Here is a 13,531-nt window from a genome sequence, read left to right as displayed (position 1 = left end):
TCGATCAAAGTCGAAAGGCGGCCCGATCCACTGGCGTCATGAGGAGCGGCCTCGACCGACTTGCATCATATGTCGTGAATGGCGACGATCAAAAGCCCTCGCCATGCGACAAAAACTCAGGCCGGATCAGCCGGCGGCTCAGCTTCGGCTGCAACCGCTGAAAGCTTGATCGATCCCCCCGCGCCTTCAATCGCAGCCACTGCGCTCTTCGACGCCGCCGCGACATCGAACGTAAGCTTTGTCGTGAGGACCCCGACGCCCAGGATCTTGACGCCGTCGCGCCGCTTCGAGCAGACGCCGCCCGCAATGAGCGACTCGATCGTCACGGGGTTCGCCGGATCAATCTTGCCCGCGTCAACCGCCGCCTGAATGCGCCCGAGATTGACTTCATTATAGTCCGTCGAAAACGGGTTCCAGAAGCCGCGCTTCGGCAGCCTCCGATGCAGCGGCATCTGACCGCCTTCGAAGCCTTTAATGGCGACGCCGGTTCGCGCCTTCTGTCCCTTGACGCCGCGTCCGCAGGTTTTGCCCTTGCCGGAGCCGATGCCGCGCCCAACCCGCATACGCGGCTTGGAGGCCCCATAATTATCAAAAATATCGTTGAGTTTCATAGGTTCCGTCCTCACCTGATCTCGTCTTACGCGGTTTCGACGATGCGGACGAGATGAGCGACTTTCGCGATCATGCCGCGCACGGCGGGGGTGTCTTCAAGCGAGGACCGGCGGCCGATCTTATTGAGGCCCAGCCCAACGAGCGTCGCGCGCTGGTCGGAGGGCCGCCCAATCGGACTTTTGGTCTGCTCGACCGTAATTTTGGCTGGCGACGTCGTCGTCACGATAGTGGCTCCTTAGGCTTCGCTAACGGCTTCGGCCTCGCCGCCCTGGCGCCGCGCCTGAAGCGTGGAGACTTTGAGGTTGCGGCGGGCTGCGACCGCGCGCGGCGAATCCTCTCTTTGCAGGGCGTCGAAGGTCGCGCGGATCATGTTGTAGGGGTTCGACGATCCTTGCGATTTGGCGACGACGTCATGCATGCCGAGCGTTTCGAAAATCGCGCGCATCGGACCGCCTGCGATAATGCCGGTTCCGGCGGGCGCCGCCCGCAGCACCACGCGTCCCGCCCCATGACGACCATTGACGTCATGATGCAAGGTGCGCCCCTCGCGGAGGGGAACCCGGATCAGCGCGCGCTTGGCCGACTCGGTCGCCTTCCGGATCGCTTCCGGCACCTCGCGAGCCTTGCCGTGGCCGTAGCCGACGCGGCCTTTCTGGTCGCCGACGACGACGAGCGCGGCGAAGCCGAACCGACGGCCGCCCTTGACCACTTTGGCGACGCGATTGATGTGGACCAGACGATCCACGAATTCGCTGTCGCGCTCTTCGCGATCCCGATCGCGGCCGCGGCCGCCTTCACCCTCACGCGCCATGTCTTTGTTCCGTTTTCAATTCCGTTTTCCAATCCCGCGTCGGAGCGGCGACTCAATCCCGCTTCGCCGCATTTTTGCGCATGCCGTCAAAAGCTGAGCCCGCCTTCGCGCGCGCCCTCCGCCAGGGCTTTGACACGCCCATGATACATATAGGCGCCGCGATCGAACACGACTTCCTTGACGCCCGCTTGCGTCGCCCGCTCGGCGATCAACTTGCCAATCGCCTTCGCGGCCTCGACCGTGGCTCCGGTCTTCAGGCTTTCGCGATTGATTTTTTCAAGCGACGAAGCAGACGCCAAAGTGCGCCCCGCCGCATCGTCGATGATCTGGCAATAGATCTGTTTCGACGAACGAAAAACCGAAAGCCGCGGCTTGCCATGGGCTCGCGCGCGAAGCGTCCGTCTCACCCGAGCTTGGCGCCGGGCTGTGGCCACATTATCCTTCGCCATGACGCTGGCTCCTCAAAGCTCTATTGTCTTACTTCTTCTTGCCTTCCTTGCGGAAGATGAATTCGCCGGAATATTTCACGCCCTTGCCCTTATACGGCTCGGGCGGACGCAAGGCGCGGATCTCGGCCGCGATCTGGCCGACCTGGCGCTTGTCTATGCCGCTGATCGACACTTCCGTCGGCTTCGGCGCGACAATCGCGATGCCTTCGGGAATGGGGAAATTCACGTCATGGCTATAGCCGAGCGACAGCTGAAGGTTTTTCCCGGCGACCGCAGCCTTATATCCGACGCCCGTGATCTCGAGCTTGCGCTCGAAGCCTTTGGAGACGCCGATCACGAGATTATTGACCATTGACCGAGTCATGCCCCACATCGCGCGCGCCCGCTTGGTTTCATTGCGCGGCGATACGGCGATCTGATTGTCGGCGAAGGTCACGCTGACGTCATCCGGCGCAGTGAAGGACAGCGCGCCCTTGCCGCCTTTCACCGAGATGGATTGGCCTTCGACCTTGGCCGTGACGCCGGCTGGAAGGGCGACCGGCTTCTTTCCGATGCGAGACATAAACCGTTTTCCTCGTTTTCGCGCTCAGAAGACCTTGCACAGGACTTCGCCGCCGACATTTGCTTCCCGCGCGGCGTGATCGGCCATCACGCCCTTGGGAGTGGAGATGATCGTGATGCCGAGCCCGTTCGCGACCCGGGGCATCGCGTCGACCGCGGCATAGACGCGCCGGCCGGGCTTCGACACGCGCTGAATCTCGCGGATCACCGGCAAGCCGTCGAAATACTTGAGCTCGATCTCAAATTCCGTGCGGCCATTGCCATATTCCGTCGTCGAATATCCGCGAATATAGCCTTCCGATTGCAGCACATCGAGAACATGGGCGCGAAGCCTCGATCCCGGAGTCTGCACCTTTCCCTTGCGGCGCATCTGGGCGTTGCGGATACGGGTCAGCATATCGCCCAACGGATCGTTCACTGCCATGATCCGTTCCTCCTACCAGCTCGACTTCACAAGGCCGGGGATGAGGCCCTTCGAGCCTAATTCCCGAAGCGCGATGCGCGACATCTTCATTTTCCGCGTGAAGGCCCTCGGCCGCCCGCTAACTTCGCACCGGTTACGAATCCGCACCGCCGCGGAATTCCGCGGCAGCTCCGCCAATTTGAGCCGCGCCGCGAACCGCTCTTCGAAGGTCAAGGCCTCATCATTGGCCGCCGCTTTCAAACGGCGGCGCCGGCCGGCATATTGCTTGACCAGCTTGATGCGGTGCTTGTTCTTTTCGATCGAGCTTTTTTTCGCCATGAACCTCTACCTCTAGTCGCCGCGTCTGAAACGATCTCGTCTCACTGCCGGAACGGGAAGTTGAATGCGCGCAAAAGGGCGCGCGCCTCTTCGTCTGATTTTGCCGTGGTGCAGACAATAATGTCCATTCCCAGGATGCTCTCGGTCTGATCGTAGTTGATCTCCGGGAACACGATATGTTCCTTGATGCCCAAGGCGAAATTGCCTCGGCCGTCGAAGCTTTTGGGATTGAGGCCACGGAAATCCCGAATGCGAGGAAGCGCAATCGTGACCAACCTGTCGAGAAATTCGTACATTCTCGTCTTGCGCAGCGTGACCTTCGCCCCGATCGGCATGTTCTCGCGGACCTTGAAGGTCGAGATCGCATTGCGGGCGCGCGTGATCACCGCCTTCTGACCTGCGATCAGCCCGAGATCGGCCGCCGCGAGCGTCACCTTCTTGGTGTCGTTCACCGCCTCGCCGACGCCCATGTTCAGCACGATTTTTTCGATGCTCGGCACGGCGAACGGGCTTTTATACCCGAACTCTTCTATGAGCTGCGGCCGAACGACCTCTTCGTAATGTTTCTTCAGCCGAGGCGCGTAATCCTTCGGCGAGGCGAGCGCCTCCGCCGAAGCCGTCGCATATTGCGTCGGCTCCCTGCGCGCGCCTTCGCCGCTGGGCTTCTTGGCCTTGGCGGTGTCCTTTGGAGCGGGTTTGGCGGGAGCCTTGCCGCCGCCTTTTGCGGCGCCCTTGGCTCCGCCCTTACCTGTCTTCGACTCAGCCATCGATCACATCTCCAGAACGTTTGGCGAAGCGCACCTTGCGGCCGTCATCAAGAATCTTGAAGCCGACCCGCGTCGCCTTGCCGTCCTTGGGATCGGCGACCGCGAGATTCGACAAATGGACCGTCGCCTCTTTGGTGATGATGCCTGCTTCCTGCTTCGCGGTTTGGCTCTGATGCCGCTTGACGAGATTGACCCCGCGCACAAGCGCGCGCCCCTCTTTCGGGATGACCTGAATGACCTCGCCCGAACGCCCTTTGTCGCGGCCGACAAGCACGACGACCCGGTCGCCTTTCTTGATCTTCGCCGCCATCACAACACCTCCGGCGCGAGCGAAATAATCTTCATCTGGTTCCGGGCTCGCAATTCGCGCGGCACCGGGCCAAAGATGCGGGTGCCGATCGGCTCCGACTGATTGTTGATCAGGACCGCCGCGTTGGAGTCGAACCGAATGACCGACCCATCCGCCCGCTTGATGTCCTTGGCGGTGCGCACCACCACGGCCTTCATCACGTCGCCCTTCTTGACGCGGCCGCGCGGAATAGCTTCCTTGATCGACACGACGATGATGTCGCCGACGCCGGCGTATTTCCGCTTCGAGCCGCCGAGCACCTTGATGCACATCACGCGGCGCGCGCCGGAATTATCGGCGACGTCGAGATTGGTCTGCATCTGTATCATCGTCTCACACCTTTCTTCTCAGAGCGGTTTCCGGAGCTATTTCGTCGCCGGACTACGTCTGAAGGAGGCTTCGCCTCCTCGCGTCACAAAAACTGCTTCGGCCTCCATCGCGGCGGCCCCTTGAATTCAACCGATTGGCCTCAGGCCTTTTCCGCCGCCGGCAAGACGATCCAACGCTTGAGCTTGGAGATCGGCTTGGTCTCCTCGATCGAAACCGTATCGCCGACCTTAAAGGCTTTCGCCTCGTCATGGGCGTGATAATTCTTCGACCGCCGCACCGTCTTCTTCAAGAGCGGATGAGTGAAACGGCGCTCGACCTTCACGACAATGGTCTTTTCCTGCTTGTCGCTCACCACGACGCCCTGGAGAATTCGCTTCGGCATAGTCTCTGAAACCTATCTGTCAAATTCTGCTGTCGAGATCGCTCTCTTAATTCGAACTCTATTTGGCGCTCTCGCGCCGCTTTTGCGCCGCGAGCGACTTCACCCTTGCTATATCGCGGCGCACGACGCGCACGCGCGCCGTATTTTCGAGCTGCCCGGTGGCGCGCTGGAAGCGGAGATTGAACTGCTCTTTCTTGAGGTTCAAAACTTCCTGCTCGAGCTGGTCGCTGGACATGACCTTGAGGTCGGACAAACGCTGTTTCGCTTTCATGACGTTGTCCTTTTTACTCGACGATCCGTTGAACGAACCGCGTCTTGATCGGCAATTTCGCGGCGGCGAGGAGAAGCGCCTCGCGCGCAAGCTCGACTGGGACGCCGTCGAGCTCGAACATGATGCGGCCCGGCGCAACGCGGCAGGCCCATAATTCCGGCGCGCCCTTGCCTTTGCCCATGCGGACTTCGGTCGGCTTTTTCGAGACGGGAACATCCGGGAAAATGCGAATCCAGACGCGTCCGGCGCGACGCATGTGGCGCGTCATCGCCCGCCGCGCCGCCTCGATCTGGCGCGCGGTGATCCGCTCGGGCTCGAGGGCCTTGAGGCCGAACTGACCAAAATTCAGCTCGAAGCCGCCCTTCGAGGCGCCGTGAATGCGGCCCTTGAAGGCCTTCCGGAATTTGGTGCGCTTAGGTTGCAGCATGATTCAAAAACTCTCAACTTGGATTCGCGTCGCCTGCTCAGGCGGCGTCGCGGTCGCGCCGGCGTCGCTCTCCGCCACCGCCGCCGGAATGTTCCTGTTCGCTCAGCTTCTTGTCCTGCGCCATAGGATCATGCTCCAGAATCTCGCCCTTGAAGATCCAGACCTTGATGCCGCAAGTGCCATAGGCCGTATGCGCCGTCGCGGTGCCGTAATCGACATCAGCGCGCAGCGTATGCAAAGGCACGCGTCCTTCCCGATACCATTCGAGGCGGGCGATTTCGGCGCCTCCCAGACGGCCCGAGCAATTGATCCGAATGCCCTCGGCGCCGAGCCGCATGGCGGATTGCACCGCCCGCTTCATGGCCCGGCGAAAAGCGACGCGGCGCTCGAGCTGCTGCGCGATCGAATCGGCGACGAGAGTCGCGTCGATCTCGGGCTTGCGCACCTCGACGATATTAATAAGGACTTCCGAATCGGTCAGCTTCGCCACCATCTTGCGGATCTTGTCGATGTCGGCGCCCTTCTTGCCGATGACGACGCCGGGACGCGCAGAATGAATCGTGACCCGGCATTTCTTGTGCGGCCGTTCGATGATGATCTTCGAGACAGCCGCCTGCTTGAGGTTCTTCATAAGAGCTTCGCGGATCGCGATGTCTTCGTGCAGCAGCTTGCCATATTCGGCCTTGCCGGCGAACCAGCGCGAATCCCAGGTTCGGTTGATGCCGAGCCGAAGGCCGATCGGATTGACTTTCTGTCCCATCGTTCTCTCCTCAGGCCGCGGCTGCGCCGGTTTCGCGCAAGATGATCGTCAAATTCGAGAAAGGCTTCTGGATTCGGCCAGACCGCCCACGCGCTCGAGCGCTGAAGCGCTTCATCACCAGCGCCTTGCCAACAAAGGCCTCGGCCACGACGAGATCGTCAACATCGAGGCTATGGTTGTTCTCGGCATTCGCGATCGCGCTTTCGAGCGCCTTTTTCACGTCGAAAGCAACGCGCTTGCGCGAAAACTCGAGATCGGCCAAAGCCGTCTCGACCTTCTTGCCGCGGATGAGCTGCGCCAAAAGGTTCAGCTTCTGCGGGCTCACCCGCAGCATGCGGGCGACGGCCTTGGCTTCATTGTCCTTGAGCGCGCGTTCGGTTTTCTCCTTGGACATGATCAGCCTCTCCTGGCTTTCTTGTCCGCCGAATGACCATGGAAGGTCCGCGTCGGCGAAAATTCACCGAATTTATGGCCGATCATTTCTTCGGTCACGGACACAGGCACATGCTTATGGCCATTGTAGACGCCGAAGGTCAGTCCGACGAATTGCGGCAGAATGGTCGAGCGGCGGCTCCAAATCTTGATGATTTCGGAGCGGCCCGAGCCGCGCGCGGCATCCGCCTTCTTGAGCAGATAACCGTCGACGAACGGGCCTTTCCAGATCGAGCGAGCCATGGTCAGCCCTTCTTCTTGCTCTTGTGACGCGAGGTCACGATGAATTTGGTGGTCGACTTATTCGACCGCGTTTTCTTGCCCTTAGTCGGCTTACCCCATGGCGTCACCGGGTGGCGGCCGCCGGAGGTCCGGCCTTCGCCGCCGCCATGCGGATGATCGACCGGGTTCATGGTCACGCCGCGATTATGCGGCCTGCGCCCGAGCCAGCGGCTCCGCCCGGCCTTGCCAATCGAGGCGTTCATATGATCGGGATTGGACACCGAGCCCACGGTCGCGAAACATTGGCCATGGATCAGCCGCTGTTCCCCCGAATTGAGGCGAACGATGACATAGCCCTGGTCGCGCCCGACGACCTGCGCGTAGGTTCCGGCGGAGCGCGCCATCGCGCCGCCCTTGCCGATCTTCATCTCTATATTATGCACGATCGTGCCGACCGGCATATTTGCCAGCGCCATGGCGTTGCCCGGCTTCACGTCGACCTGGGCCCCCGAAACGACTTCGTCGCCCACCGCAAGCCGCTGCGGCGCGATAATGTAGGACAATTCTCCATCGGCGTAGCGAATAAGGGCGATGAAGGAGGTCCGGTTCGGATCATATTCGATCCGCTCTACTTTCGCCGGGACGTCGAGCTTGCGCCGTTTGAAATCGATGATCCGATAGGTCTGCTTGTGGCCGCCGCCGCGAAACCGCACGGTGATGCGGCCATTGTTGTTGCGCCCGCCCGAGGACGATTTGCCCTCGGTCAGCTGCTTCACAGGCTTCCCCTTGTAGAGGTCGCTGCGGTCCACGATCACAAGCTGGCGAAGGCTCGGCGTGACAGGTTTGAATGTTCTAAGCGCCATTGGCGCACTCCTCAAATCGAAATCAAAGCCCGGTCGTCACGTCGATCTTATGGCCCTCGGCGAGGGTCACGACCGCCTTTTTCACGTCCGATTGGACGCCGCGCGTCCCCTTGAACACTTTCCTTTTGCCCTTGCGGATGAGCGTATTGACGCTCTCGACCTTGACGTCGAAAAGCCGCTCGACGGCAGCCTTGATCTCCGGCTTGGTCGCGGTTTTCCGAACCTTGAAGATCACCTGATTGGCCTCCGACGCGAGCGTCGCCTTTTCGGTGATGACCGGGGCAAGGATCACGTCGTAATGATGCGCCTCGAGGGCGAGTTTCGCCGGGCTCATTTGAAGCGCGCCTCCAAAGCGTCGACCGCCGCCTTGGTCAAAACGAGCTTTTGGCGGCGGAGAATGTCATAGACATTGATGCCTTGCACAGGCAGCACGTCGATTTGCGGAATGTTGCGCGCGGCGAGGCTGAAATTCGCCTCCGGCTCGGCGCCGTCGATAATCAGGGCGTTGGTCAGGCCGAGCTTGGCGAAGCTCGCCTTCAGCCCCTTGGTCTTCGCTTCAGCGACTTTGGCGTCCGCCCATACGATAATCTCGCCGTCCTGGGCCTTGGCCGAAAGCGCATGCTTGAGGGCGAGGGCGCGAACCTTCTTCGGCAGATCATGCGCATGCGAGCGCACGACCGGGCCGAAGGCGCGGCCGCCGCCGCGGAACTGCGGCACGCGCGCCGAGCCATGCCGCGCCGAGCCCGTTCCTTTTTGCTTGTATAATTTCTTGCCGGTCCGCGCGATCTCCGCGCGGCCGAGCGTCTTATGCGTTCCCGCGCGCCGTTTGGCGAGCTGATAGCGCACCATCCGGGCGATGAGATCCTCACGCGGCTCCAGACCAAAAATCGAATCGTCGAGATCGATCGAGCCTGCGGCCTCGCCGTCAAGGGAAGTGATGTCGATCTTCACGCGCTGGCCTCCGTTGCCGCCTCGGCCGCCGGGGCGGCGTCGGACGCCTCGCTTGCCAGCCGAAATTTGCCGGGTTTCGGCGCGTCTTTCGGAAGCGCCTTTTTCACCGCGTCGCGAACATAGATCCAGCCGCCGGCGACGCCCGGAACCGCCCCCTCGACCAGGATCAGGCCGCGCTCAGTATCAAGCTGGACGACGCGCAAATTCAGCGTCGTCACCCGCTCGGTTCCCAAATGGCCGGCCATTTTCTTGTTCTTGAAGGTCTTGCCCGGATCCTGCCGGCCGCCAGTCGAACCATGCGAGCGATGCGAGATCGACACGCCATGGGTGGCGCGCAAGCCGCCGAAATTCCAGCGCTTCATGGCGCCGGCGAACCCTTTGCCCGTGCTCGTACCGGTCACATCGACGAATTGACCCACGACGAAATGATCCGCCGTAATCTCCGCGCCGACCGGAAGCAGCGCATCCTCCTCGACGCGAAACTCGGCGAGCTTCAATTTCGGCTCGACCTTGGCGACCGCAAAGCGGCCGCGCTCGGCCTTCGACACATTTTTCACCTTGGCCCGGCCGATGCCGAGCTGGACGGCGGTATAGCCGTTCTGTTCCTTGGTCCGATGCGCGACGACCTGACAGCCTTGAAGTTTCAAGACGGTGACCGGCACATGTTCGCCAACGTCGGTGAAGACGCGGGTCATGCCGAGCTTTTGCGCGATGACACCTGATCGCATGGTTTAATCCTTCAAGACCCACTTTTGCGACCCTAGCGTCTCTAGACGCGAGGGTTCGTCTTATTCAAAGCGCCGGCTGCTAAAGCTTGATCTCCACATCGACGCCCGCGGCGAGATCGAGCTTCATCAGCGCGTCCACGGTCTGGGGCGTCGGATCGACGATGTCGAGCACCCTCTTATGCGTGCGGATCTCGAACTGCTCGCGCGATTTCTTGTCGACATGCGGCGAGCGGTTCACCGTGAATTTCTCGATCTTCGTCGGCAGCGGAATCGGGCCGCGAACCTGCGCCCCCGTCCGCTTCGCCGTTGAAACGATCTCCTTCGTCGAAGAATCGAGGATCCGATGATCAAACGCCTTGAGGCGAATGCGGATATTCTGGCCGTTCATCAATTCATTCCCTGTCGGCCAGCCTCGGACTCTCCGGCTGCCATCTCATCCTGCTTCTCGCTGCTCCCATGCGGCCGCGCCAAGCGGGCGCGACCTATGGGCCTTTTGATCTAGGCAAAAGCGACGCGCCTCCGCGTCACTCCGTAATCGAGGCGACGACGCCTGCACCGACGGTGCGGCCGCCTTCGCGGATGGCGAAGCGCAGCTTCTCCTCCATCGCGATCGGGACGATCAGTTCGACATCCATCGTCACATTGTCGCCGGGCATCACCATTTCAGTGCCTTCCGGCAAGGTCACGACGCCGGTCACGTCCGTGGTGCGGAAATAGAACTGCGGGCGGTAATTGGTGAAGAAAGGCGTATGGCGGCCGCCTTCGTCTTTGGTGAGGATATAGGCCTCGGCCTTGAACTTCGTATGCGGCTTCACGGAGCCGGGCTTGCACAGGATCTGCCCGCGCTCGACGTCCTCGCGCTTGGTGCCGCGCAGCAGCGCGCCGATATTGTCGCCCGCCTGTCCTTGATCCAGGAGCTTGCGGAACATCTCGACGCCGGTCACCGTCGTCTTCACGGTCGGCTTGAGGCCGACGATCTCGACTTCCTCGCCGACCTTGATAATTCCGCGCTCGACGCGGCCGGTCACGACGGTGCCGCGGCCGGAGATCGAGAACACGTCTTCGACGGGCATCAAGAACGGCTGGTCGATCGGACGCTCCGGCTGCGGAATATAGGCGTCCACCGTCTCCATCAGCGCGAGGACCGCATCATGCCCAATGTCGGGATTGCGGTTCTCAAGAGCGCAAAGCGCGGACCCCTTGGTGATCGGGATGTCGTCGCCGGGGAATTCATATTTCGACAAAAGCTCGCGGACCTCGAGCTCGACGAGTTCGAGAAGCTCGGCGTCGTCCACCATGTCGACCTTGTTCAGGAAAACAACCAGCGCCGGAACGCCGACCTGACGGGCGAGCAGAATATGCTCGCGCGTCTGCGGCATCGGGCCGTCGGCCGCGGACACGACGAGGATCGCGCCGTCCATCTGCGCCGCGCCGGTGATCATGTTCTTCACATAATCCGCGTGGCCGGGGCAATCGACATGCGCGTAATGGCGGTTCTTCGTCTCATATTCGACATGGGCCGTCGAGATCGTGATCCCGCGCGCTTTCTCTTCCGGAGCCTTGTCGATCTGATCATAGGCCGTGAAGGTCGCTCCGCCGGATTCGGCCAAGACCTTCGTGATCGCGGCCGTTAGAGACGTCTTGCCATGGTCGACATGGCCAATCGTCCCAATGTTGCAATGCGGCTTTGTCCGCGCAAATTTTTCCTTGCCCATCGTCCGGCTCCTCTAGGATCTTCTCGTGCGCTGCGTCTCAGGATCAGGCGTATTTCGCCTGCACCTTCGCGGCCTCGCCCGCGGGGACCTGTTCATAATGATCGAATTGCATCGTGTAATTGGCGCGGCCCTGGCTGAAGGACCGCAGCTGATTGACGTAACCAAACATATTCGCCAGAGGCACCATGGCGTTGATGACCACGGCATTGCCGCGCATGTCCTGTCCCTGGACCTGGCCGCGCCTGCCCAAGAGGTCGCCCATGACCGAGCCGGTGTAATCTTCAGGCGTCGTCACCTCGACCTTCATGATCGGCTCGAGCAAAACCGAGCCGCCCTTCTGCAGCGCTTCGCGAAACGCCGCCCGCGCGGCGATCTCGAAGGCGAGCACCGAAGAGTCGACGTCGTGGAATGCGCCGTCGATCAGGGTCGCCTTGACATCGACCACCGGGAAGCCGGCGAGAACGCCAGATCCCATGACGCTGTTGATGCCCTTCTCGACGCCGGGGATATATTCCTTCGGCACCGCGCCGCCGACGATCTGCGACTCGAAATTATTGCCTTTGCCGGCTTCATTCGGCTCGAAGACTATCTTGACCCGCGCGAATTGTCCGGTGCCGCCAGTCTGCTTCTTGTGGGTGTGATCGATCTCGACTCGGCGCGTCAGCTTTTCCCGATAGGCGACCTGCGGCGCGCCGATATTGGCGTCGACCTTATAAGTGCGCCGCAAAATATCGACCTTGATGTCGAGATGCAGCTCGCCCATGCCCTTCAGGATGGTCTGGCCAGACTCTTGATCGGTCGAGACCCGGAAGGAAGGATCCTCGGCCGCGAGCTTCGACAGCGCGACGCCGAGCTTCTCCTGATCCGCCTTGGATTTCGGCTCGATCGCGATCTCGATGACCGGTTCGGGAAACTCCATGCGCTCCAAAATCACCGGCTTGTTCAGGTCGCACAAAGTATCGCCCGTGCGGGTGTCCTTGAGGCCGGCGAGCGCGACAATGTCGCCCGAATAGGCTTCCTTGACATCCTCGCGATTGTTCGCGTGCATGAGAAGCATGCGCCCGATACGCTCTTTCTTATCCTTGGTCGAATTCAGCACCGTCGTGCCGGAGTCGACATGCCCGGAATAGACCCGCGCGAAGGTCAGCGTGCCGACGAAAGGATCGTCCATGATCTTGAAGGCGAGCATGGAGAAAGGATCTTCGTCGCGCGGCAGGCGCACGACTTCTTCGCCGGTCGCAAGATCGACGCCCTTGATCGCCTCGCGATCGACCGGCGACGGCAGATAATCGACGACCGCATCGAGCAAAGGCTGAACGCCCTTGTTCTTGAAGGCCGAGCCGCACAGGATCGGGATGAACGTGATGTAACGAACGGCCTTGCGAATGAGACGCTTCAGAGTCGCTTCATCCGGCTCGACGCCGTCGAGATAGGCCGACATCACGTCGTCGTCGAGTTCGACCGCCGCCTCCAAGAGGTCGTGGCGATATGCCTCAGCCTTCTCTTTCAGGTCGGCCGGAATTTCGGCGTCGGCATATTTGGCGCCAAGCGCCTCATCCTCCCAGACGACCGCTTTCATGCGGACGAGATCGATGACGCCTTTGAAATCGGACTCCGAGCCGATCGGCAATTGGATGCAGACCGGACGCCCGCCGACCTTATTCTTGATGTCGTCGACGCAGCGATAAAAATCGGCGCCGATCTTGTCCATCTTGTTGACGAAGACGATGCGCGGAACATGATATTTGTCGGCCTGGCGCCAGACAGTCTCGGTCTGCGGCTCGACGCCCTGGTTGCCGTCGAGCACGCATACGGCGCCGTCGAGCACGCGCAGCGAACGCTCGACCTCGATCGTGAAATCGACATGGCCGGGGGTGTCGATGATGTTGAGCCGCTTGCCGTTCCAGAACGTCGTGGTCGCGGCGGAGGTGATCGTGATGCCGCGCTCCTGCTCCTGCTCCATCCAGTCCATCGTCGCAGCGCCGTCATGGACTTCGCCGATCTTATGCGACTTGCCGGAATAATAGAGGATACGCTCCGTCGTCGTCGTCTTGCCCGCGTCGATGTGGGCCATGATGCCGAAGTTTCGGTAGTCCTCGATCGGATGGCTACGAGCCATGACAAATTCCCTTCAAGCGCAAGGCCGCTTCGTACAAGCT

At 61.2% G+C, this 13,531-nt stretch carries 23 protein-coding genes; all 23 read right to left on the bottom strand.

Going from position 1 to position 13,531, the window contains the following annotated elements:
• Positions 1-116: 116 nt before the first annotated feature.
• The gene (gene rplO / locus RZS28_RS16535; RefSeq protein ID WP_407338825.1) at positions 117-611 is read right to left on the bottom strand and encodes a 50S ribosomal protein L15; all 495 of its coding nucleotides are present in this window, start codon (positions 609-611) and stop codon (positions 117-119) included.
• 26 nt (positions 612-637) lie between these two features.
• Positions 638-835 (bottom strand): 50S ribosomal protein L30, encoded by a 198-nt coding sequence (gene rpmD, locus RZS28_RS16530; protein ID WP_407338824.1) that lies wholly within the window; start codon positions 833-835, stop codon positions 638-640.
• A gap of 12 nt (positions 836-847) precedes the next feature.
• Positions 848-1,423 (bottom strand): 30S ribosomal protein S5, encoded by a 576-nt coding sequence (rpsE, locus tag RZS28_RS16525; protein WP_407338823.1) that lies wholly within the window; start codon positions 1,421-1,423, stop codon positions 848-850.
• A gap of 86 nt (positions 1,424-1,509) precedes the next feature.
• Positions 1,510-1,872, bottom strand: coding sequence for a 50S ribosomal protein L18 (rplR, locus tag RZS28_RS16520; protein WP_407338822.1), 363 nt, complete (start codon positions 1,870-1,872; stop codon positions 1,510-1,512).
• Between the two features lie 28 nt (positions 1,873-1,900).
• Positions 1,901-2,434, bottom strand: coding sequence for a 50S ribosomal protein L6 (gene rplF, locus RZS28_RS16515; protein WP_407338821.1), 534 nt, complete (start codon positions 2,432-2,434; stop codon positions 1,901-1,903).
• A gap of 24 nt (positions 2,435-2,458) precedes the next feature.
• A complete protein-coding gene (rpsH, locus tag RZS28_RS16510) occupies positions 2,459-2,857 on the bottom strand; it encodes a 30S ribosomal protein S8 (protein ID WP_134488348.1) in 399 nt (132 codons plus the stop codon).
• A gap of 12 nt (positions 2,858-2,869) precedes the next feature.
• On the bottom strand, positions 2,870-3,175 hold the full coding sequence (gene rpsN, locus RZS28_RS16505; protein WP_407338820.1) for a 30S ribosomal protein S14: 306 nt from the start codon (positions 3,173-3,175) through the stop codon (positions 2,870-2,872).
• Between the two features lie 41 nt (positions 3,176-3,216).
• Positions 3,217-3,747 (bottom strand): 50S ribosomal protein L5, encoded by a 531-nt coding sequence (gene rplE, locus RZS28_RS16500; RefSeq protein WP_407341152.1) that lies wholly within the window; start codon positions 3,745-3,747, stop codon positions 3,217-3,219.
• Positions 3,748-3,934: 187 nt separating this feature from the next.
• Positions 3,935-4,252 carry a 50S ribosomal protein L24 gene (gene rplX, locus RZS28_RS16495; protein ID WP_407338819.1) on the bottom strand — a complete coding sequence of 106 codons (318 nt, stop codon included), beginning with the start codon at positions 4,250-4,252 and terminating at the stop codon, positions 3,935-3,937.
• Positions 4,252-4,620, bottom strand: a complete 369-nt coding sequence (gene rplN / locus RZS28_RS16490) for a 50S ribosomal protein L14 (protein ID WP_026606357.1) — start codon at positions 4,618-4,620, stop codon at positions 4,252-4,254. Before rplN ends, rplX begins: the two co-directional genes overlap by 1 nt.
• Before the next feature lie 140 nt (positions 4,621-4,760).
• A complete protein-coding gene (rpsQ, locus tag RZS28_RS16485) occupies positions 4,761-5,003 on the bottom strand; it encodes a 30S ribosomal protein S17 (protein ID WP_407338818.1) in 243 nt (80 codons plus the stop codon).
• A gap of 58 nt (positions 5,004-5,061) precedes the next feature.
• Entirely contained in the window at positions 5,062-5,274 is a 213-nt protein-coding gene (gene rpmC / locus RZS28_RS16480; protein WP_407338817.1) for a 50S ribosomal protein L29, read from the bottom strand.
• 13 nt (positions 5,275-5,287) lie between these two features.
• Entirely contained in the window at positions 5,288-5,701 is a 414-nt protein-coding gene (gene rplP, locus RZS28_RS16475; RefSeq protein ID WP_407338816.1) for a 50S ribosomal protein L16, read from the bottom strand.
• Positions 5,702-5,738: 37 nt separating this feature from the next.
• A complete protein-coding gene (gene rpsC, locus RZS28_RS16470) occupies positions 5,739-6,461 on the bottom strand; it encodes a 30S ribosomal protein S3 (RefSeq protein WP_407338815.1) in 723 nt (240 codons plus the stop codon).
• A gap of 10 nt (positions 6,462-6,471) precedes the next feature.
• A complete protein-coding gene (gene rplV / locus RZS28_RS16465; protein WP_407338814.1) occupies positions 6,472-6,855 on the bottom strand; it encodes a 50S ribosomal protein L22 in 384 nt (127 codons plus the stop codon).
• 2 nt (positions 6,856-6,857) lie between these two features.
• Entirely contained in the window at positions 6,858-7,136 is a 279-nt protein-coding gene (gene rpsS, locus RZS28_RS16460; RefSeq protein WP_407338813.1) for a 30S ribosomal protein S19, read from the bottom strand.
• A 2-nt stretch (positions 7,137-7,138) separates the two neighbouring features.
• Complete coding sequence (gene rplB, locus RZS28_RS16455; RefSeq protein WP_407338812.1) at positions 7,139-7,978, bottom strand: 50S ribosomal protein L2; 840 nt, start codon at positions 7,976-7,978, stop codon at positions 7,139-7,141.
• Between the two features lie 22 nt (positions 7,979-8,000).
• Positions 8,001-8,312 (bottom strand): 50S ribosomal protein L23, encoded by a 312-nt coding sequence (locus tag RZS28_RS16450; protein WP_407338811.1) that lies wholly within the window; start codon positions 8,310-8,312, stop codon positions 8,001-8,003.
• Entirely contained in the window at positions 8,309-8,929 is a 621-nt protein-coding gene (gene rplD, locus RZS28_RS16445) for a 50S ribosomal protein L4 (RefSeq protein ID WP_407338810.1), read from the bottom strand. Before rplD ends, RZS28_RS16450 begins: the two co-directional genes overlap by 4 nt.
• Positions 8,926-9,657 (bottom strand): 50S ribosomal protein L3, encoded by a 732-nt coding sequence (rplC, locus tag RZS28_RS16440; protein WP_407338809.1) that lies wholly within the window; start codon positions 9,655-9,657, stop codon positions 8,926-8,928. Before rplC ends, rplD begins: the two co-directional genes overlap by 4 nt.
• Before the next feature lie 79 nt (positions 9,658-9,736).
• Positions 9,737-10,045: a 30S ribosomal protein S10 gene (gene rpsJ / locus RZS28_RS16435; protein WP_026606368.1), complete on the bottom strand. Its 309-nt coding sequence runs from the start codon at positions 10,043-10,045 to the stop codon at positions 9,737-9,739.
• 136 nt (positions 10,046-10,181) lie between these two features.
• Positions 10,182-11,372 (bottom strand): elongation factor Tu, encoded by a 1,191-nt coding sequence (gene tuf / locus RZS28_RS16430; RefSeq protein WP_407338808.1) that lies wholly within the window; start codon positions 11,370-11,372, stop codon positions 10,182-10,184.
• A 43-nt stretch (positions 11,373-11,415) separates the two neighbouring features.
• A complete protein-coding gene (gene fusA / locus RZS28_RS16425; protein ID WP_407338807.1) occupies positions 11,416-13,491 on the bottom strand; it encodes an elongation factor G in 2,076 nt (691 codons plus the stop codon).
• Positions 13,492-13,531 lie beyond the last annotated feature (40 nt).

The organism is Methylocapsa polymorpha (assembly GCF_045689225.1).
In the GTDB taxonomy this organism is placed as follows: Bacteria; Pseudomonadota; Alphaproteobacteria; order Rhizobiales; family Beijerinckiaceae; genus Methylocapsa; species Methylocapsa polymorpha.
Note: the sequence above shows the minus strand (reverse complement) of the source record. Positions and strands in the feature narration are given on the sequence as shown.